This is a genomic window from Gracilibacillus massiliensis, assembly GCF_001458115.1.
Taxonomy (GTDB): domain Bacteria; phylum Bacillota; class Bacilli; order Bacillales; family Amphibacillaceae; genus Gracilibacillus; species Gracilibacillus massiliensis.
Window position 1 is genome coordinate 1,163,540 of the sequence record NZ_CZRP01000013.1, and the last position, 18,747, is coordinate 1,182,286.

Consider the following 18,747-nt stretch of genomic DNA (forward strand, 5'->3'; position numbering starts at 1 on the left):
TTCTGATACGTTTTATTTTACTATCTCTACTTCATTATAGCTAATTTAAAACGCTTACTCCATTCATCTGTATAAAGGCAATGTAAAATTTGTAAATACACTTATAAAATTGTGTTGTTTCGGTAAATCATATAGATTTTTCCAAAAAATAAATAGATAATGACGATGCGAGATATCATCTATCAAATACACTGTTAGCATTGTTGTCAATCTAATAGATTCTTTCAGTGTATCCTTAGATACTATTCTTGCACAACATAAAAATTTCCAAGGGGGAAAGAAGAAAATGAAAAAATTAGTTCTATTATTCGTAGCACTATTGACGATGTTTGTTATTACAGCTTGTGGTTCAAGCGATGATACAAATGGAAGTGATAGTGAAAATGAAGAAACAGAAAATACAAGTGAGGAAACAGAAGATACAGATGAAGCGGATGCAAGTGAAGGAGAAGCGAGTGAAGAAACAGATATGCCAGAAGAAATCATCATGGGATTTGTTCCTTCACAAGACTCTGAAACCATTGCAGATACAGTTGCTCCTTTAGCTGATCAACTGTCAGAAGAATTAGGTATTCCTGTTGAAGGTAAAGTTATGACAAACTATACAGCATTAGTGGAAGCTATGGGTACAAATGAAGTACAAATTGGTTTCATTCCTGCATTTGCTTACGTATTAGCTAATGACAAACATAATGTAGAAGTTATTTTGAAATCTGAACGTTATGGCAGTGGTACTTATAAAGCGCAATATATTGTTAGTGCAGATTCTGATTATGAAGAGTTAGCAGATCTTGAAGGTGCTGTTTGGGCATATGGCGATCCTACATCAACGAGTGGTTATTTATTCCCTGCTGCTCAAATCATGGATGAGTTTGAAGTAGAGAACCCAGAAACTGAGTTTTTCTCTGAAGCATTCCAAACTGGTGGTCATGATAACTCTGCTATTGAAGTTTATGAAGGACGTGCAGATGTAGCTACTACCTTTGATGATGTTCGTGGAGAACTTGAAGAAGAGTATCCAGACATCATGGACAAAACGAAAATTCTAGGTTATACAGACGAAATTCCAAATGATACGATTTCTGTTACAGAAGAATTAAGTGATGAATTAGTTCAAACAATTAAAGATGCATTCCTTAGCTTTAATGATGATGAAGAAATGATCCAAATCATGAATGATGTGTACAGCTGGGATGCCATTATCGAAGCAGAAGATAGTGAATATGATGTGGTACGTAGCACATATAACAAATTCGGTGACAGTATCAGTCTAGATGAATAATAATTACGCAGGAGAGAGCATGCTCTCTCCTGTTTCCATATAAAGAAAGGGGCAAGAAGCTTTGATAGAATTTCAAGATGTCTCACTCGTTTATCCAAATGGAACAGAAGGATTAAAAAATATAAATGTGAAAATAAATGAAGGGGAATTTGTTGTCATTGTAGGTTTATCAGGTGCTGGTAAATCTACCTTCATTCGAAGTATAAATCGCTTAGTAACTCCTACAAATGGGGCCTTGTTAGTGCAAGATGAAGACATCCTCCGACTAAATGGAAAAGGTCTGCGACGCTTAAGAACGAAAATTGGTATGATTTTTCAAAGCTATAACCTAGTAAAGCGCTCAACGGTTATTAAAAATGTGATTTCAGGACGATTAGGTTATACCGGTACATTAAAGAGTATCTTAAATATTTTTTCTAAAGAGGACAAACTATTAGCATATGAAAATTTAAAGCGTGTCAATATTGAGGGGAAATTATATAATCGGGCAGATGAGTTAAGTGGCGGTCAACAACAACGTGTAAGTATTGCTCGGGTATTAACTCAAAAACCAAAACTAATATTAGCAGATGAACCTGTAGCAAGCTTGGATCCACCTACTTCACACCAAGTCATGAAATATTTAAAACAAATCAATCAGGAAGATAAAATTACAACGATTGTCAACTTGCATTTTATTGACATGGCGATGGAGTATGCAGATCGAATCATTGGTATGCGCGCAGGTGAGGTGGTATTTGATGGCCCTGCAAGTGAAGTAACAGAAAAAACGTTTGAAGAGATCTATGGTCGTTCTATCCGTGATGAGGATCGCCGAGGAGGGGTGGAGGATGAATAAACAATCTTCCTATGTCCCTAAGGGGCTTTATCCTTTCAAAACAAAACTGATCATCAGTCTATCATTGATTGTTGTCATTAGTTTTTATTTAATTAGTTCGATCAGAACCGAATCATTTATTTGGCATTTTTTTGTGAAGTTTCCCAATGTTATCGGACTTATTGGTGATTTCTTTCCACCTGATTGGAGCTATCTTGATCAAGTTTGGCCCAAGTTATTTGAAACAATACATATGGCGATAATTGCTACAACCATTGCTGTCATCATCAGTATTCCATTTTCTTTACTGACAGCAAATAATGTAACAACAAATACATGGATCTACCAATTCATGCGTTTTCTATTAAATATCACTCGAACCATTCCAGATATTATTTTAGCAGTTGTGTTTGTTGGTTTATTTGGAATTGGTGCCTTTTCGGGTATTATTGCACTGATTATTTTTGCTATAGGTATTCTAGTGAAATTGATGAGTGAAGTTATCGAAACAATTGACATGAATCCAACAGAAGCAATTAGGGCATCAGGAGGTAATGGGCTGCAAACGATAAGTTTTGCAATTGTTCCACAAGTACTGCCACAGTTTATTTCCTTTAGTTTATATGTATTTGAGATTAATATACGGGCTTCACTAGTACTAGGTCTAGTTGGAGCGGGCGGTATCGGTCAACTATTAAATAAAGAGATCAATTTCATGAACTACCCCGCTGTAAGCACGATTATTATTATTGTATTTGCCGTTGTTGTCATCATTGATTATATTAGCGGTAAATTAAGGGAGGGACTTGTATAATGACAAATCAGCCATTAACCCTTCCAGAAAAACCAAAAAGTAAACTCAAATTAGTGAAGCGAATCATTGCTTTAATTGCAATTGTACTGATCTATATTTGGACCTTTTCTAGTATAAGCATTCGTTGGGAAACGATTTTCAGTGAACGGACATTAGAAAATATTGATCGAATTATCCCACGTTTTTTTCAACCTGCCTTTGAAGAAACAGGTTCCATTTTGGAAATGATGTTTGAAACCATCTTCATTGCTTACACAGGTTCTCTGGCAGCAGCAGTAATTGCTGTTCCATTAGCCTTTTTATGTGCTTCCAATATGGTAAAGAACAAATTTTTAAACACTATTGGAATGTGGATTTTGGGCGCAGTACGAGCATTTCCAGAGATCGTGCTAGCAATTATTTTCGTTGCAGCAGTTGGACCTAACCCATTTGCTGGTGTATTGGCAATTGCGATCGGTTCTACTGGTATGCTTGGTAAACTATATTCTGAGGTTATTGAATCGATTGATATGAATGTGATTGAAACATTGGAAGCAAGTGGAGCAAATAAGATGCAAATACTGTTCTATGGTATTATGCCGCAAGTATTGCCGGAGTTTTTATCTTATGCCATTTATCGATTTGAAATCGATGTTCGGGCATCTTCTGTACTTGGTATTGTCGGTGCAGGTGGTATTGGTACACTTATTACTTTTGCTTATATGAACAGGAATTGGGAAGAGGTCGGAATGATCCTTTTAGTCATCATCATCACCGTGACCATTATTGATCAAATATCCGGTTTCATCAGAAAGAGATTAGTCTAAAAAGAACCGCCATCGTTTATCAAACGATGGCGGTTCTTTTATATTCAGCAGATAGTTCTCCAAAAAGTTGAGATTATGGAGAAATTAGCAATTAAATGGTACATTCATTTCGTATTTAGTATATATCCGAAATTAGTTGAATAGGCCTTTGACGCTGTTCATTAAATTTTGGAAGAAGTCTTTTACTCCTTGCCAGAATCCTTCCACATCTTCTCCTGTTACTTCATCTAACTTCCCTTGAATGTCAGAGACGATCCCTTCTAGCTGGTCTGCAACTTGTCCGAAATCAATATCAAGATTACGCATCTTTTCAAAAAGGTTGGTAAGCATTTCACGATCCTCTGGACTCAATTCAATATTCAACTGTTCCAATTGCTCACTTACAATTCGTTCTACATCTTCTTTCGTCGCTGGATTTTGTTCAGAAATTTCACGTTTGATTTCACTTAATAACTCACTGACTTTTTCCTGGTCTATACCTGCATCTTCCGCTAAATCTGTCGCTACATCTAGTTCCTCATTCGCCACTTCCATACGATCTTGGTCTAACGATTCCCCATCGACATTAAACGCTTTGTATATACCCGTTAAGGCAGAGTGTCCGGTAACTTTTAACGGGGATGCCACTTCAATCAAAGCATTCTCCACACCTGCCGTTAATAAGGCATTCGCATACATCTCATTTGTTACTTGCGTTATATTTTCAGGATTTACAACTTGAACAACCACACCATGTCCTTCATCTTTACGTGTGATTTTCGCAGAGGAATACATATTAGAGCTTGGATCGCCCCCAATGTAATTAACAAGATCCTCTGCTGTAACAGTATATTCTTCTACTTGATCAGGATTTGTTGCACTTAATAATTCCCTTACCTTATCTTTATCAGAATCAGATAATGCTTCGCCGAGTACTACTTTCGGTTTGCCATATCTCTCGTCAATAACGTCTTCTTCCTCACCATTACTTGCAAAAGCAGCCGGTGCCATAGCTAGTCCTAATAGTAAAACTACAACAAGCATCCATGTTATCTTTTTCATAGATTAACTCCCTTTCACATTATACTTACTCCTATATTATGATAGTTTTTTGATAATATGGGAAGAAATTTTGGCTTTTTTCTATACTTTTTCCTTATATAGTTGTTCTTAAACGATAATTGCGAGAATTTATATAATAAAAAACCCCTAGCTTATTTTAGTCTAGGAGTTTAGATTATTATTTTTTTGCGATGACATCCATTTCGACACCTACACCTTTAGGCAACTGGCTAACTTCTACTGTAGCTCTTGCAGGATATGGTTCTTGTAGGAATTTGGCATAGGCTTCGTTAATTGTAGCAAAGTCATCCATATTGGTAATATAAATTGTGAACTTAGCTACATTGGCAAAGGTTAAACCCGCCTCTGTTAATATAGCATCAAGGTTTTTCATTACTTGCTCTGTTTGCACAGCAATATCCCCTTCAACTACTTCCATTGTTTCAGGATTCAGTGGAATTTGCCCTGATACAAATACTAAATCTCCAACATCAATTGCCTGAGAATAAGGGCCTATTGCCTGGGGTGCTTTATCTGTATGTATTGCTTTTACCATTTTATCGCTTCCTTTCAATCTTTTACTTACAGAAAATTTTAACATAGAAACGTTTTTTAGTAGAATAATTATAACAACATTTTTTTAAAAAGGATGATACTGATGGAAAAAACATTTAATTTAAAAACGACTCACCATGATCAAATGCTTGATATTACCTCAGAAGTTGCCAGTTATTTACGCGAACAAAATGTACAGGATGGTATCGTCATTGTATCCTCGCTTCATACTACCGCTGGAATTACGGTAAATGAAAATGCCGATCCCGATGTAAAGACAGACTTCTTACGTCGACTGCAAGAAGTTTATCCTTGGGAACATCCAAAGGACAGACACATGGAAGGAAATACCGCTGCCCATCTGAAAGTTAGCACAGTAGGTCATAATCAGACTCTAGTTCTATCAAACGGAAAGTTGGTACTTGGTACATGGCAAGGTATTTATTTCTGCGAGTTTGACGGACCACGACATCGCAAATTTCATGTAAAAGTAATGGAAGGATAAGGGAAGGCTGCATTAGCAGCTTTCCTAGTAATTATTCTTAACTTTCCTTCTTTTGCGAGTGGACTTCTGACCATGCAGGCAAAAACCCTGCACGAAAAGCGATATTTTTAGAGATATCATGTGACTCCACTGTCCCGTAAAAAGGGACCTTACCTCGTTTTAGGATCTCTTGCTTTAATAACGCGGTAAGGTTCGCACCAACACCTTTTCCTCGATATCCTGGAATCACGTCTATACCAATTTGCCACATTGTTTTACTATCTGCACTCGCTCCAGCCATCCCCATAATTCGGTCACCCTCAAAAGCTGCAACTGCTAGCATATCAGGATGGTTTTCTTCAAATGCCAAGGCTTCATTAAACCTGTCGTCATTTTTAAATTGATGGATATCCTGGTGCTCATACCATTTGATATCAAATAAGGGTGTAAAGAACTGTGCCTTAGCATCAGGAATATAGTAATGATGAATATCGGCAATTTCGTGTCCAAAATCATTTAATTTTTTATCAATGAATCGAAGCTTCGGATACTCGAAAAGCCAGCTCGCATCTTCTTTTTTAAGATTTTCCTCTACCCAAGGAAGTAACTGTTCATCAGTCGTAATAATCGCCTTACCACGATAGCATACTATTTTCAGTTGACATCCATCATAACTGTATAGACGTCTTCCATTTAATAAGTTGTTCTTAGTAATAGTATTCCCCTTTTTTGCAAAATCGGTAATAACGCAATTATAATCCAATGCTAACTGTTTTTGTGTTATTTTTATCAATTCATTTTGCGTATACATCTCTTTTCTCTCTCCTCTTAATAAGTTAAGTTAGATAGTCTCAAAATGCTCGACAGTTGGAAAAGGATCATAATAATGATGAAGTATTTTTTTCCATTCCTGATATTCTTCGGACTTCCTAAACCCAATCGTGTGATCCTCCAACGTTTCCCAGCGGACGATCAACAAGTATTTTCCCTTCACTTCTAAACACCGTTGCAATTCATGAGAGATATACCCTTTCATGGAAGAGATTATAGTTGATGCTTGTTTAAATGCCTGTTCATATTCTTCTTCCATCCCTTGTTTCACTTGTAGCAACACAGCTTCTGTTATCACTTTCTCACTCCTTTATATACTCGTCGCCGTTCTTCGTAAAACGGCGCTAAAGAAATCAGCAATTCGTCTACAAACTTCATTAAGTGCTTTATTGAATTTTTTAACTTTTATACCATCCGTTTTCTCTTACTAGTATTAACGACCTTTCGAGGAGAAAAGTTTCACAATAAGTAAAAAGCGCTCAGCAAAATACTGAGCGCTCATCATTAAAAATCAAAATATGCTTTTGCATTAGAGTAAGAGATGTCTTTAACAATCTTACCTAGTGTTTCCTCATCATTAGGATACTCACCATTTTCCACCCATTCACCGATTAAATTACACATGATGCGTCGGAAATATTCGTGACGGGTATAGGATAAAAAGCTTCTAGAATCTGTGAGCATTCCGATAAAGCGACTAAATACACCGATATCTGCTAAGGTTTCCATTTGGTTGATCATTCCTAATTTGGTATCGTTAAACCACCATGCCGTACCAAATTGCATTTTACCAGGAACGCCACCGCCTTGGAAACTGCCTATTATAGTAGCAATTGTTACATTGTCTCGTGGATTTAATGAATAAAGTATCGTCTTAGGCAATGCATCTGCACGGTCCAATGAATCTAACAATTTGACTAAAGGCTTAGCGATTAAATCATCATTCATCGAGTCAAAGCCAGTGTCTGGACCTAATTGATTGAACATTCGTCCATTATTATTACGATGGGCATTGATATGATATTGCATCGCCCAGCCTTTTTCATGATATTTTTTCCCTAAAAAGGTAAGCGTAAATGACTTGTATTTCTTCTCTTCTTCGATCGTTACTTTTTCGCCATTTAATGCCTTTTTGAAAATGGCTGCCACTTCTTCCTCTGTTGCTTCCTCATACATCATGCTATCAAGCGCATGATCCGATACGCGTCCACCTATCTCGTGAAAGAAATCGATTCGATTAGCTAGTGCTTCTAATAACGATTGATAAGAATCGATCGTTATTCCTGAAGCATCTGACAACTTATTCACCCAGTCATTGAATCCATCTCGATTGATTTCTAATCCTTTATCAGGACGAAAACTTGGTAAGACTTTTACATCAAACTCTGTATCTGCTTTTAGTTTTTTATGATATTCCAGAGAGTCGACCGGATCATCTGTTGTACAGACTACTTCTACACCTGATTTGACGATGAAATCGCGTACATTCCATTCCCCGCTATTTAATAGGATATTTACTTTTTCCCAGATGGCTGGTGCTGTATCTTCATTTAATGGCTCTTCCACACCAAAGTAGCGCTTTAACTCCAAGTGTGTCCAATGATAAAGTGGATTGCCAATCAATTGTGGAACAGTTTTAGACCATGCGAGAAACTTATCATAGTCACTGGCATCTCCAGTAACATATTTCTCCTCAACGCCATTCGCTCTCATCGCTCTCCATTTATAATGATCACCATATAGCCAAACCTTTGTAATATTTTCAAACTGTGTATTTTCATAGATCTCCTGTGGGCTTAAGTGACAGTGGTAATCGATAATTGGTAAGTCTTTTGCATAATCATGGTATAACTTCTCTGCAGTTTTGTTATTTAGTACAAAATTATCATCCATAAATCCCTTCATTATATCCCCACTTTCATTAAATTTAATTATTAAAAAGCATACGTTACTTCACAATTTTGAACCAATGACGATTATAAGTTTCCTCTTCACGGGAATCTACACACGCTTAATGGGAATTCAGTCTCTCTTCACTGGAATTCTCTTGTTCTTGACGGGAATTGTATTCTACTTCACGGGAAAAAAGCATATTACCCGTCTAGCGGACAATAATTCCCGTCAACAGCAATGCAATTCCCGTGAAAATAACTATAGGAAATTTATTTATCACATATTATTACAATCCTAACAAATCCAGATGTCTACCAATATGTTTTACCAAAGATGCTCTGTATGCATCTTCGTTGTTCATTAAGGTTGTGAAGAATTCGGTACGGAATAGATCTGAACCAGATTCACTGCTTTTCGCTGTTAATAAAATACCATACGTAACATGGAACAATTGACGTGAAGCATCATGATCCATATAGCTTGGTAAATCAGCATCAGCTGTTTCTGCAAGAGGTGCGACACTATTCAGGTCAGGTGTTACATGGTAATATTTCAATGTTTCCTCAAAATGCTCCTCTGCATACATATGCATGCGGCGGTAAAGATCTGGATTGACTTGCGCAATTACTCGAATAGCTTCTAACCAGTTTGTTCCTGCTGTTTTAATGTGTAATAAACCTTCTGTGTATTTACCGATAATAGGGAAGACACTGAATTTGTCGCTACCAGAGTGAATACTTAATTTATAGCCAAAGTATTTTGCTATCTCTGCATGTTCATGTAACTCTTTTTCAAATTGATTAATGTCACCAATGTAATCAATCCCTTTTTGGAATTCACCACAGAATCTTGGAGCCAAACTTTGAACGGTGACACCTCTTCTGCGTAATTCTTCTGCTACAAAAAAGTGTGCTTCTGGAGCAGTCACCGTTTCTGTTTCATCAATGGAAATCTCAAAATCTATTGCTCTATCTGCTTTCGCAATATATTCCGTATATACGTGTTCCATAAAATCTATCGCTTCACCATAAACCAATACATTTTTATGAAGATTTGCCTCATCATAGCTAATTTCTAATCCCTGAACTTCAAAAGATTTATTTAAATAATGATTCTTATAATATTCTTTTCGATCTACTGGAAGACTAGCAAACTCTTTATGAATATCATCTGTTGTTGCTCCTTCAATATCATTGCGAATCTGTTCAGAGCAATCCAATGTAAGAAACGAAAAACCAAGACCTAATGCATATTCAATATCCTTTTCTAACTTAATATGATCAGCATCGGCGCCATAACCATCTTTATACCCTTCCTGGAACACTGCAAAAGTGGCAGCGTCTAATATATCTGTCATCGTTCTATTTAATAATGTTAGTTCACGAATACTTTGCTGTGCTAAAATCGGCTTCACTTTTCTGTTCTTTACCGTTTCAATATGTCCTGGTGAAGCTACACCTAAACGATCCCCCAGACCCATTGTTGCAATCTCTGTACCAAATGCCTGTGGCTTCGTATATTCAAAGTGTTTATTCAATACTTTGCTGTTATGATGTGTTAACGCACAAACTTTTCCGTCTCCAACACTTTCTCCTTCTAGCTCATTATAAAGCGGACCATTTCCTGCTACGACTAAATACTTTTCTGTTCCCGATTTAGTCATAATGATGTTTGATCCCTCGATTTTCTCGAAAGAACTTTCATAAATAGTGACATTATCCGTCGGCTGTGGTAATTTTCCTGTTACTAACTCTGCTACTACTCCCTGAAATTGCTCCATACTCTCCACTCCTTTGAATTATTTTCCGTTATTATTGTGAACGGTTTCATTTTATTTAACAAAATAATAACAACGTTGTTATTTTTATGATATACTATTTAAAAATAGAACACAACAAATATATAATTTTTTTCAAGAAAGAATTAGGTGATGATAGATGAGTGTGACCATTAAAGATATTGCAAAAGAAGCAAATGTTAGTTATTCAACGGTATCTAAAGCTTTGAATAATAGTCCTTTAGTAAAAGAAATAACGAAACAAAAAATATTAAGAGTGGCTAAAGAAATGGGTTATGAACCAAATTTAGCTGCTAAACAATTGGTTCGTAAAAAAACAGAAGTAATTGGTTTACTATGGCCAACAATAGAAAGAATTGTTTTAGCTACATTGGTCACCAATATCAGTAAAGCATTTGAAACCACACCCTATTCCATGATTTTATCCGTAGATGGTGTTGAAACAGCAATGGATACCTTTAAAAAGTTCCAAGTTGATGGCATGATTGTCTTTGCTGAATCAAGTCAAATGATTACACAGGATACGATTCCATTTGTTGCTTATGGTGTTTCAGGAAAAAGTAAAGTCAATTATCCAATTATTGATGCAAATCATGAAAAATCAATGGAGATTGCAGTACAGTATCTTTATGAACTCGGCCACCGTAATATTGCCTATGTAGGATTAACGGATACCGATGATGCTTTGCAAAACGAAAAGGTAGAAGGTTATCAAAAAGCGATGAAGCAGTTAAATTTACTGACTCAAACTTTTAATACTGATGGCTTGAACTGGTTTGATGGCTATCGTACAGTGGCTGATGTACTTACTAGTAAAAAACGTCCAACAGCGATTATTGGGGGTAGTTATGATATAAGTGGCGGGGTTCTTCGAGCACTGCAAGAGAAAAACATACAAATCCCTGAAGAAATATCATTAGTTAGCTATGATAATATTCCACAAATGGAAACAATGGAAATCCCAATGACATGCATCGGTGTCCCGGTTGATGAATTAGCAGAGGAAATTGTCAATGCTATTATAGAGCGAATTGAATTAGATGAGGGTGGGGAAGCAGTTAAAAAATTGACACCTTCTCTAACAGAGCGACAAAGTGCAGGGCCTGTCCCTCAGTATGAATAATACGAAACCTATTTCTCATAACAATCGTATGGAATATGGGAGGTGGAATTATTGATATTTCGCTCAAAAATGGATCGTACTGTAAAGATTTTTTTAACTGTCGTTATTTTTATTTTGGCAGGGGTTACCTTAGTACCGATCCTATTCATTTCAAAGGTTCCACTAGAGGCAATCATTATCTTATCGATGACATTCCTATTATCAGTAATACTTATATTTTGGCCGTTTTTACAAATTAAGTACATCTTATCTGAACAATATCTGTTAATTATCGGGGGACCTGTTCGAAGTAAAATTCCTTATGAAAATATAACAAAGATAACGGATAATCACGACATATGGACAGGCTATCGTATATTATCGTCCAAAAATGGCATCGAAATTTTCTACAAGAGTGGATTTTGGGGAAGCATTAAAATTTCTCCAGAAAACAAGCAGAAATTTATTAGCGAATTAGTAAAAAGAAATAATAAAATCAAAACAAGACAATGAAAGATATCTTGTTTTGATTTACTTTAATTTACGCCACACAGCAGCATATACATCTTTCAACGGTACCTGATGTTTTTCTGCTAATTGCTTACAATCTTCATATTCTGGCGATGACTTGATTACCTGATTATCTTGCAAGCCCTCTTTAACGGTTATGTTTCCATATTCGGTCTCGATCACTCGTGTTCGTCTTTCCATTCGAAAGACGGTAATCGGATAATAACGAATACCTAAAGTGGTTGTTTCTGATAAAATAATTTGTTTGATATCTTCAAATTTTGATTGACTGCACAATAATTGCAGTTGAACTGCTGGACGGTTTTTCTTCATATAAATAGGCGTGTAATATACATCATTTGCACCTGCTTCAAATAATTTATCCATGACAAACCCGAGCCATTCACCTGGCGTATCATCTAAGTTCACTTCCACTTTTATCATGTGCTCATCGGTATGTTCCTGATCAGGAGGGTGTGATCTCATTACATCACCTCATTTAGTCTATTATTTCTTTTACTCTGCCAACTGTACCATCTTCTAATTTAACTTTTATTCCGTGGGGATGTGTTGCAGAGTTGGTAAGTAGCTTTGATACAGTGCCTTCGGTTAATTTGCCAGAGCGTTGATCCTGCTTTTGGACCACCCTTACTTTTGCACCTATTGTAATGTTATCTCTTTTTGTACCATTCATGTTGTAACTCCTTTATGTTTTTGTCTATTATAACAAAATTGACAAAAGAAGCGAATGACTTCATGATCAATCATTCACTTTCTGATATTGCTCATTTAAATAATCTATACTATCATCGATGAACGGTTCCTTTGTATTCTCTAGCAACACTTCAATAAATGGCTTATGCTTTTTTAACCATGTAAAAAGTAGATCGTATCGCAGAAGACCTTTTCCTACTGGCACCATCTTAATCCAATTATCTTCGATGACAAAATCTTTCGCATGGATAGCTACAATCCGATCACCAAATAATTGAAATGATTCTTGTAATACTTCTTCCTGATTCTGATAGTTTTCCATCGACATAAAATTAGCCGGATCAAAGATAACTTGTAGATGATTGGAATTGACTTCATCTAATAACCGCTTCATCTTCTCGGGTGTATGGATCGGATGATTAATACCACCTTCTATTCCAACAATTATTCCCCACTTCTCTGCTTCAGCAGTTAATTCCCGAACACTGTCAACAACTTTCCAAAAGGCTTCGTCAGTAAAATTATTCTCTGTGTATCCCATTTTTTCATTTACGTTTCCAGTTTCTGATCCGACAATACTACAGCCAAAATCTCTGGCAAAACGGATATGTTCTTTAAATCTATCGAGTAATCGCTTACGTTTCTCTTGATCGGGATGAATCATATTAATATAACATCCTATTACAGCAATATCTACCTGATTTTGTCTAAAAGCATTCCTAATATATTTAGCAAATCCTGGACTTAACGAGCCCGTATTGGTTGGGATCGTTGGAAAAGATTTCGCTAGTGCTAGTTGAGCAACTCCTAATCCTTTTGCAGCTATTGCCTTTGCTATTTGATTGGGGTCTTGATAATCGATGTCATGACCACGAATTCCTAAGTTCAGCTTCATATTACACCAGCTCCTTTTTTCCGGGCACTTTTCATGGTTTTTCGGGCACTTCCAATCACTTTCCGGGCACTTTCATGATTATATAGAAATGACTAGCTTCTGATAAAGCTAGTCATTTACACTTATCTTGCCAGCCAGCCTCCATCGACAGCAAGCACATGGCCGTTCATATAATCCGAGGCTTTGCTTGCTAAGTAAACAACGGTGCCCATTAAATCACTTGGATCTGCCCAGTAACCTGCAGGGATGCGCGATAAAATTTCTGCATTTCTTTTCTCATCTTCTCGAATAGGGGCAGTATTTTTTGTGGCAAAATATCCTGGTGCAATTGCATTTACTTGAACACCGTGTTCTGCCAATTCGTTGGCAAATGATTTGGTTAAACCTGCGACAGCATGCTTGCTTGCGGTATACGGTGGAATGAATTTACCACCTTGAAAAGAAAGCATCGAGGCTATATTAATAATTTTTCCCATTTTTTGTCCAACCATCACTTTGGCAGCTGCCTGACTTAATAAATAGACCGCATCTAAATTTAAAGTCAATACCTCATCCCAATCTTCATCCTTATATTCTAATATCGAATTTCTACGAATTGTACCGGCATTATTGACTAGAATATCTACAGAACCAAACTTCTCAACACATGCAGGGACGATTCTTTGAAGTTGGTCACGATCCGTTAAATCTGCCTGATAGAATTCCACTTTAGCTTCCACATCTCGTAAAAGTGCATTGGTTTCTTCCCAATTGTTGCCGTGCGTTACGACAAATACATTGGCTCCAGCTTTCGCAAGTGCAACGGTATAGGCTTGACCTAATCCTGTATTCCCTCCCGTAATAATCGCATTTTTTCCTTTTAGAGAAAAATAATCTAATGAAAAATCTTGTAATTCTTCACCCATAAAACATCCTCCTTAACGTAAATCCTCCATTTTTATATGATCCATGTCCGTGTAGGTAATGTTCTCGCCACACATTCCCCAAATAAACGTATAATTACTTGTTGCTGTTCCACAATGAATCGACCAGCTTGGCGAAATGACCGCTTGTTCATTTTTGAGAATTAGATGTCTTGTTTCACTTGGTTCCCCCATGAAATGAAAGGCACGTGTATCCTCTTCCATATCAAAATAGAGATAGACTTCACTACGACGATCATGCGTATGTGCAGGCATCGTGTTCCAGACGCTTCCCGGTTGTAGCATGGTTAAGCCCATTTGCAGCTGACAGCTTTCACATACATTAGGATGAATATATTGATGAATTTTTCTTTCATTTAAGGTTCCGGATTCTCCTAACTCTAGCGGCTTAATGTCTTTTATATCAATTTTCACTGTTGGATAAGTATGGTGTGCGGGCGATGATAACGTGTAAAATTTAGCAGGCTTTGCCGGATCGTTAGAACCAAACCAAACTTCTTTGGTACCACGACTAACATATAAGCCGTCATGACGTTTCATCTCATACCTTTCTCCATCTAAGACAACGTAACCAGGATTACCAATATTAATAATTCCTAATTCTCTCCGCTCTAGGAAATAATCTACTCCCAGTTGCTTATCGAGTGTAATCGTTAATTCTTCTGAAGCAGGTGTCACGCCACCGAATATCATACGATCGACATGCGTATAGGTTAAATGAACTTTGCCTGCTTCAAATAATTTATCTACCAAAAACTTTTCTCTTAATTCATCGGTATTATATCTTTTTATTTCCTCTGGGTGATTGGCATAACGTACTTCCATGATTCATTCCTCCTATTAAGATTATCTACTAATCTCTTGATTTACAGTTTCCATAAATTGCGCCACTTCTTCTGCTTTGAACACATTACCATCTCCTTTAATGCTATGTTTTAAGACAGCATTTGCAATTGCAAAGGAGACCATTTTGTTTTCCTGCCATTGATTTAAGTAGCTAAAGATGATCCCTGCTGCATAGGCATCCCCCCCACCAATTCGATCAACAACTGGCTCGATCGCATATTCTGAACTTCGATATAACCTGCCATTAGCAAATAGATTCCCTTGTAATAAATGTTTGGAAGAAGAAATTACTTTTCTTGTAGTGGATGCAAGATAACGAATAGATGGATATTTCTTTTGGATATTTTGATAATAATAGTTTAATTGCTGTTCTTCTTCCCAACCTGCTTCCGCTTGTGTGATACCTAATAAATAGATCGCATCCATATGATTACAAAATGCTATATCGACATAGTCTAAAACCTGCTCAAATGCATTTTTCGCCTCTATCTGTGACCAGAGCTTAGCACGATAATTAAAATCGAAACTAACTTTTATACCTTTTTCTTTTGCAGCTTGCATCGCATGTAACGTAATATCACGTAATTCCTGCGATAATGCTAATGTAATACCTGTTGTATGAAAAAGGTCGACATCTGCTAAAATTGTATCCCAGTTAAACTCTTCTACTTTCACTTTAGAAAAGCTTGAATATTTTCGGTCATACGTGACGTTACTTGCCCGATTTGCAATTCCTGATTCTACAAAATATAGACCAAGTCGAGCGCCACCAAACAATAGATGATTTATTGAAACCTGATTTGCTAATAAGTATTGTTTACAGCCCTCTCCAATATTGTTATCAGGAACCTTCGTCAGATACTCTGTTGGTATTCCTAAATGAGCTAAAGAAACGGCAACATTTGCTTCAGCACCACCATAATAAAAGAATAACTGATTGGTTTGCGGTAATTTCACAGTCGGATCTGATGATAACCGGAGTAGCATTTCGCCAAATGTTAACACCTTCATGGCGTAACCTCTTTTGCTTTTCTGACGTACTCTTTCGCTAACTCGATAATTTTTTGATAATCTCCATCTTTAGCTGGAGCTATTAAATTGCCACCAATTCCTACTGCAAAAGCTCCATGATTCAACCATTCTTGGACATTTTCGAGATCCACCCCTCCAGTAGGCATCATATTTGCTTGTGGAAGTGGTGCGTGAAGCGCCTTTAAGAATGCTGGAGCTAGATTACTTCCCGGAAATATTTTTACGATATCTGCTCCTGCTTCCATTGCCTCCTTCACTTCTGTCACCGTTAGACATCCGGGCATATAAGGAATTTGATACAAATTACAAAGTTTAGCTGTTTCCTTATCAAAAGATGGCCCAACGATAAAAGTCGCCCCTGCAAAAATTGCTTGTCTCGCTGTATATGGATCCAGCACCGTTCCTACGCCAATCGACACTTGCGGATCATCTTGATAGTTTTGCTGCAGGCTCTCCACTGCCGTCTCAACTTTCGGGATGGAATAGGTTAATTCTATTATTTTTATACCACCTGAGATACAGGCATCTGCTGCCTTTATTGCTTGGTCCACTGTATCTGTCCGGATCACTGCTACGATTCTTTGTGCTTTAAGATTACTTAAAACATTTAATTTTTTCATGGGCTCACCTCATTTCCGATTGCGAATGCTGCAAGTGGATGATCCAGACGTACTAATTCACGAACAAAAAGGTGACAATGCTGATGTGCTCCTTTTTCGCTTAAATGGGTATCGTCTTTTTCTCCATCAGGGTATGCTGTATACTCACCAGGCTCTAACCTCATAAACCACTTTTTCGAATGATCATCACCTGCTTGTTGTAATACTTTCCTTGTTCGAGCCAACATATCAATGCATATGATATTTTCTTCTTTTGCAAGTTCCCGATCAGCTTGTGGATAGACCCCATGCGTTTCTAATAGGTGCCCTTCTTTATCAAAATGTCTTCTGGCTATGGGCGTTAAAAGAATAGGCGTCATTCCAAAACTATGCGCTCGACTGATGAAAAAACGAAGATTATCCTGATAGCTTGTAAAAGGTGCTGTGGCCCGTTCTCGATCTTGCTTTTGATCATTGTGGCCAAATTGAATCAGCACATAATCACCCTTTTTGAAATCTTGCTCCAACCTATCCCATCTACCTTCACTTATAAATGATTTTGTGCTTCGACCAGAGGCTGCATGATTTTTCACCTGGATATCATTGGTGAAATATTGACTCAATACTTGCCCCCATCCCATTCTAGGATATTTTGATTCTTCAACCGTTTCCATTGTCGAGTCACCAGCTAATAATAATTGCATTTACCGATCCTCATTTCCGATTTGCATTTGAATACTCGCTAATACAAATGCACCGACTCCATGTAAATCGTTCGTACTTGTTTCGCGTTGCACGTAATAATCATAGGTACCGATAGATGTGCCAATACAAATGTCTTTTAACTGGAACCGTCCCTGCTGATCCACTTCCACCTTATGCTCTATTAATCCTTGGTATGCCTTTTCGGCAGCTTTCCAATACGTTTTGTCAATGTAACCCATATTCACTGCCTTAGCTATTGCATAGGTGAACAAACAAGAACAGGAGCTTTCTAAATAATTGTCCGGTTCACTTGCTTTATCCACAACTTGATACCACAAACCTGTATGTTCATCCTGGAATGTAATGATGGCATCGAGTAACTCTTTTACCACCTGTTTTAATTCCTCCCGCTTTGGATGATCAACTGGTAACATTTCGATAAAATTCGTTGTCACCATGCTATACCAGCCTAGGGCTCTTCCCCATATTTCTGGCGCATGACCTTTTACTGTCGACCATGGTGTTTGTTTACTTTCATCATAACCATGATAATAGAGACCATTTTTCTTCTTAGTATACGTACGCATTAACCGTTCTTGTTCCATTACAAGTTCGATTAATTCAGGCTCATCAAACATTTGTCCATATTGGATAGCGAATGGACCTGCCATATATAAACCATCAAGCCACATTTGATAAGGATATTTGTCCTTATGCCAGAAACCGCCTTCTTTTGTTTTATTTAAGGTCTTTAGTAAATGTCTTAGTTTCGAAGCTGCAATTTTATAACGTTTTTCCTTCGTTTTTTCGTATAAAGGTAATAGTAGCAGTCCTGGTTGAATCGCATCCAATTCACTTCTGGCAAAATAAAAGTTACCTTGCTCATCTACCAAACGATCTACATATTCCTTATAATAATCAAAATACTTTTCTTCACCTGTGTACGTATAGACATCCTGCATTCCACAAAGAAAAACACCCTGATGATAATGCCAACGGTCTGCCGGCGGTAATTTAACTGGCTGGTACTGATTCATTAATGTATCACATGCTGCTTTAGCCCAATCTAATGCTGTTAATTGTTGTACCGTCATCCGTCT

At 37.1% G+C, this 18,747-nt stretch carries 22 protein-coding genes; 7 read left to right on the top strand and 15 right to left on the bottom strand.

What is annotated here, in order from left to right; all coding sequences use genetic code 11:
* The first annotated feature begins 286 nt into the window (after positions 1-286).
* The 4 genes from phnD to phnE (BN3107_RS17320) all read left to right on the top strand — a co-directional run bounded on the left by phnD (position 287) and on the right by phnE (BN3107_RS17320) (position 3,719).
* A complete protein-coding gene (gene phnD, locus BN3107_RS17305; protein WP_058308866.1) occupies positions 287-1,282 on the top strand; it encodes a phosphate/phosphite/phosphonate ABC transporter substrate-binding protein in 996 nt (331 codons plus the stop codon).
* A gap of 61 nt (positions 1,283-1,343) precedes the next feature.
* Entirely contained in the window at positions 1,344-2,120 is a 777-nt protein-coding gene (gene phnC / locus BN3107_RS17310) for a phosphonate ABC transporter ATP-binding protein (protein ID WP_058308867.1), read from the top strand.
* A complete protein-coding gene (gene phnE, locus BN3107_RS17315; protein ID WP_058308868.1) occupies positions 2,113-2,913 on the top strand; it encodes a phosphonate ABC transporter, permease protein PhnE in 801 nt (266 codons plus the stop codon). The genes phnC and phnE (BN3107_RS17315) overlap by 8 nt, the downstream gene beginning before the upstream one ends.
* Positions 2,913-3,719 (top strand): phosphonate ABC transporter, permease protein PhnE, encoded by an 807-nt coding sequence (gene phnE, locus BN3107_RS17320; protein ID WP_058308869.1) that lies wholly within the window; start codon positions 2,913-2,915, stop codon positions 3,717-3,719. The genes phnE (BN3107_RS17315) and phnE (BN3107_RS17320) overlap by 1 nt, the downstream gene beginning before the upstream one ends.
* Positions 3,720-3,851: 132 nt before the next feature.
* Here the strand turns inward: phnE (BN3107_RS17320) and BN3107_RS17325 are convergent, their stop codons facing one another.
* Together BN3107_RS17325 and BN3107_RS17330 are read right to left on the bottom strand one after the other, a co-directional pair.
* The gene (locus tag BN3107_RS17325) at positions 3,852-4,760 is read right to left on the bottom strand and encodes a DUF1002 domain-containing protein (RefSeq protein WP_058308870.1); all 909 of its coding nucleotides are present in this window, start codon (positions 4,758-4,760) and stop codon (positions 3,852-3,854) included.
* 178 nt (positions 4,761-4,938) lie between these two features.
* Positions 4,939-5,316, bottom strand: a complete 378-nt coding sequence (locus BN3107_RS17330; RefSeq protein WP_058308871.1) for a RidA family protein — start codon at positions 5,314-5,316, stop codon at positions 4,939-4,941.
* Positions 5,317-5,418: 102 nt separating this feature from the next.
* On the opposite strand from BN3107_RS17330, the gene BN3107_RS17335 reads away from it, so the two are divergent.
* Positions 5,419-5,820 carry a secondary thiamine-phosphate synthase enzyme YjbQ gene (locus tag BN3107_RS17335; RefSeq protein WP_058308872.1) on the top strand — a complete coding sequence of 134 codons (402 nt, stop codon included), beginning with the start codon at positions 5,419-5,421 and terminating at the stop codon, positions 5,818-5,820.
* A gap of 37 nt (positions 5,821-5,857) precedes the next feature.
* Here BN3107_RS17335 and BN3107_RS17340 read toward each other — a convergent pair whose 3' ends face one another.
* From BN3107_RS17340 to BN3107_RS17355, 4 genes are all read right to left on the bottom strand, one after another.
* Positions 5,858-6,610 carry a GNAT family N-acetyltransferase gene (locus tag BN3107_RS17340; protein WP_058308873.1) on the bottom strand — a complete coding sequence of 251 codons (753 nt, stop codon included), beginning with the start codon at positions 6,608-6,610 and terminating at the stop codon, positions 5,858-5,860.
* A 30-nt stretch (positions 6,611-6,640) separates the two neighbouring features.
* Positions 6,641-6,928 (bottom strand): antibiotic biosynthesis monooxygenase family protein, encoded by a 288-nt coding sequence (locus BN3107_RS17345; RefSeq protein WP_058308874.1) that lies wholly within the window; start codon positions 6,926-6,928, stop codon positions 6,641-6,643.
* Between the two features lie 206 nt (positions 6,929-7,134).
* Complete coding sequence (gene uxaC / locus BN3107_RS17350) at positions 7,135-8,535, bottom strand: glucuronate isomerase (protein WP_058308875.1); 1,401 nt, start codon at positions 8,533-8,535, stop codon at positions 7,135-7,137.
* A gap of 274 nt (positions 8,536-8,809) precedes the next feature.
* Positions 8,810-10,303 carry a tagaturonate epimerase family protein gene (locus BN3107_RS17355; RefSeq protein WP_058308876.1) on the bottom strand — a complete coding sequence of 498 codons (1,494 nt, stop codon included), beginning with the start codon at positions 10,301-10,303 and terminating at the stop codon, positions 8,810-8,812.
* Positions 10,304-10,460: 157 nt separating this feature from the next.
* Between BN3107_RS17355 and BN3107_RS17360 the strand changes: the two genes are divergently transcribed.
* Together BN3107_RS17360 and BN3107_RS17365 are read left to right on the top strand one after the other, a co-directional pair.
* Entirely contained in the window at positions 10,461-11,444 is a 984-nt protein-coding gene (locus tag BN3107_RS17360; protein WP_058308877.1) for a LacI family DNA-binding transcriptional regulator, read from the top strand.
* 51 nt (positions 11,445-11,495) lie between these two features.
* The gene (locus tag BN3107_RS17365) at positions 11,496-11,936 is read left to right on the top strand and encodes a PH domain-containing protein (RefSeq protein WP_058308878.1); all 441 of its coding nucleotides are present in this window, start codon (positions 11,496-11,498) and stop codon (positions 11,934-11,936) included.
* An 18-nt stretch (positions 11,937-11,954) separates the two neighbouring features.
* Here BN3107_RS17365 and larC2 read toward each other — a convergent pair whose 3' ends face one another.
* The 9 genes from larC2 to BN3107_RS17410 form a co-directional block, all read right to left on the bottom strand.
* Complete coding sequence (larC2, locus tag BN3107_RS17370) at positions 11,955-12,419, bottom strand: nickel pincer cofactor biosynthesis protein LarC2 (protein WP_058308879.1); 465 nt, start codon at positions 12,417-12,419, stop codon at positions 11,955-11,957.
* Between the two features lie 13 nt (positions 12,420-12,432).
* On the bottom strand, positions 12,433-12,627 hold the full coding sequence (locus tag BN3107_RS17375; protein WP_058308880.1) for a YwbE family protein: 195 nt from the start codon (positions 12,625-12,627) through the stop codon (positions 12,433-12,435).
* A 66-nt stretch (positions 12,628-12,693) separates the two neighbouring features.
* Positions 12,694-13,542 (bottom strand): sugar phosphate isomerase/epimerase family protein, encoded by an 849-nt coding sequence (locus BN3107_RS17380; RefSeq protein ID WP_058308881.1) that lies wholly within the window; start codon positions 13,540-13,542, stop codon positions 12,694-12,696.
* Positions 13,543-13,664: 122 nt separating this feature from the next.
* Positions 13,665-14,447 (bottom strand): 2-dehydro-3-deoxy-D-gluconate 5-dehydrogenase KduD, encoded by a 783-nt coding sequence (kduD, locus tag BN3107_RS17385; protein WP_058308882.1) that lies wholly within the window; start codon positions 14,445-14,447, stop codon positions 13,665-13,667.
* Between the two features lie 12 nt (positions 14,448-14,459).
* On the bottom strand, positions 14,460-15,290 hold the full coding sequence (gene kduI / locus BN3107_RS17390) for a 5-dehydro-4-deoxy-D-glucuronate isomerase (protein WP_058308883.1): 831 nt from the start codon (positions 15,288-15,290) through the stop codon (positions 14,460-14,462).
* 21 nt (positions 15,291-15,311) lie between these two features.
* Complete coding sequence (locus tag BN3107_RS17395; RefSeq protein WP_058308884.1) at positions 15,312-16,322, bottom strand: sugar kinase; 1,011 nt, start codon at positions 16,320-16,322, stop codon at positions 15,312-15,314.
* On the bottom strand, positions 16,319-16,963 hold the full coding sequence (locus tag BN3107_RS17400; RefSeq protein WP_058308885.1) for a bifunctional 2-keto-4-hydroxyglutarate aldolase/2-keto-3-deoxy-6-phosphogluconate aldolase: 645 nt from the start codon (positions 16,961-16,963) through the stop codon (positions 16,319-16,321). The genes BN3107_RS17395 and BN3107_RS17400 overlap by 4 nt, the downstream gene beginning before the upstream one ends.
* The gene (locus BN3107_RS17405) at positions 16,960-17,646 is read right to left on the bottom strand and encodes a rhamnogalacturonan acetylesterase (RefSeq protein ID WP_058308886.1); all 687 of its coding nucleotides are present in this window, start codon (positions 17,644-17,646) and stop codon (positions 16,960-16,962) included. Before BN3107_RS17405 ends, BN3107_RS17400 begins: the two co-directional genes overlap by 4 nt.
* On the bottom strand, positions 17,647-18,741 hold the full coding sequence (locus BN3107_RS17410; RefSeq protein ID WP_058308887.1) for a glycoside hydrolase family 88/105 protein: 1,095 nt from the start codon (positions 18,739-18,741) through the stop codon (positions 17,647-17,649).
* Between the last annotated feature and the right edge of the window lie 6 nt (positions 18,742-18,747).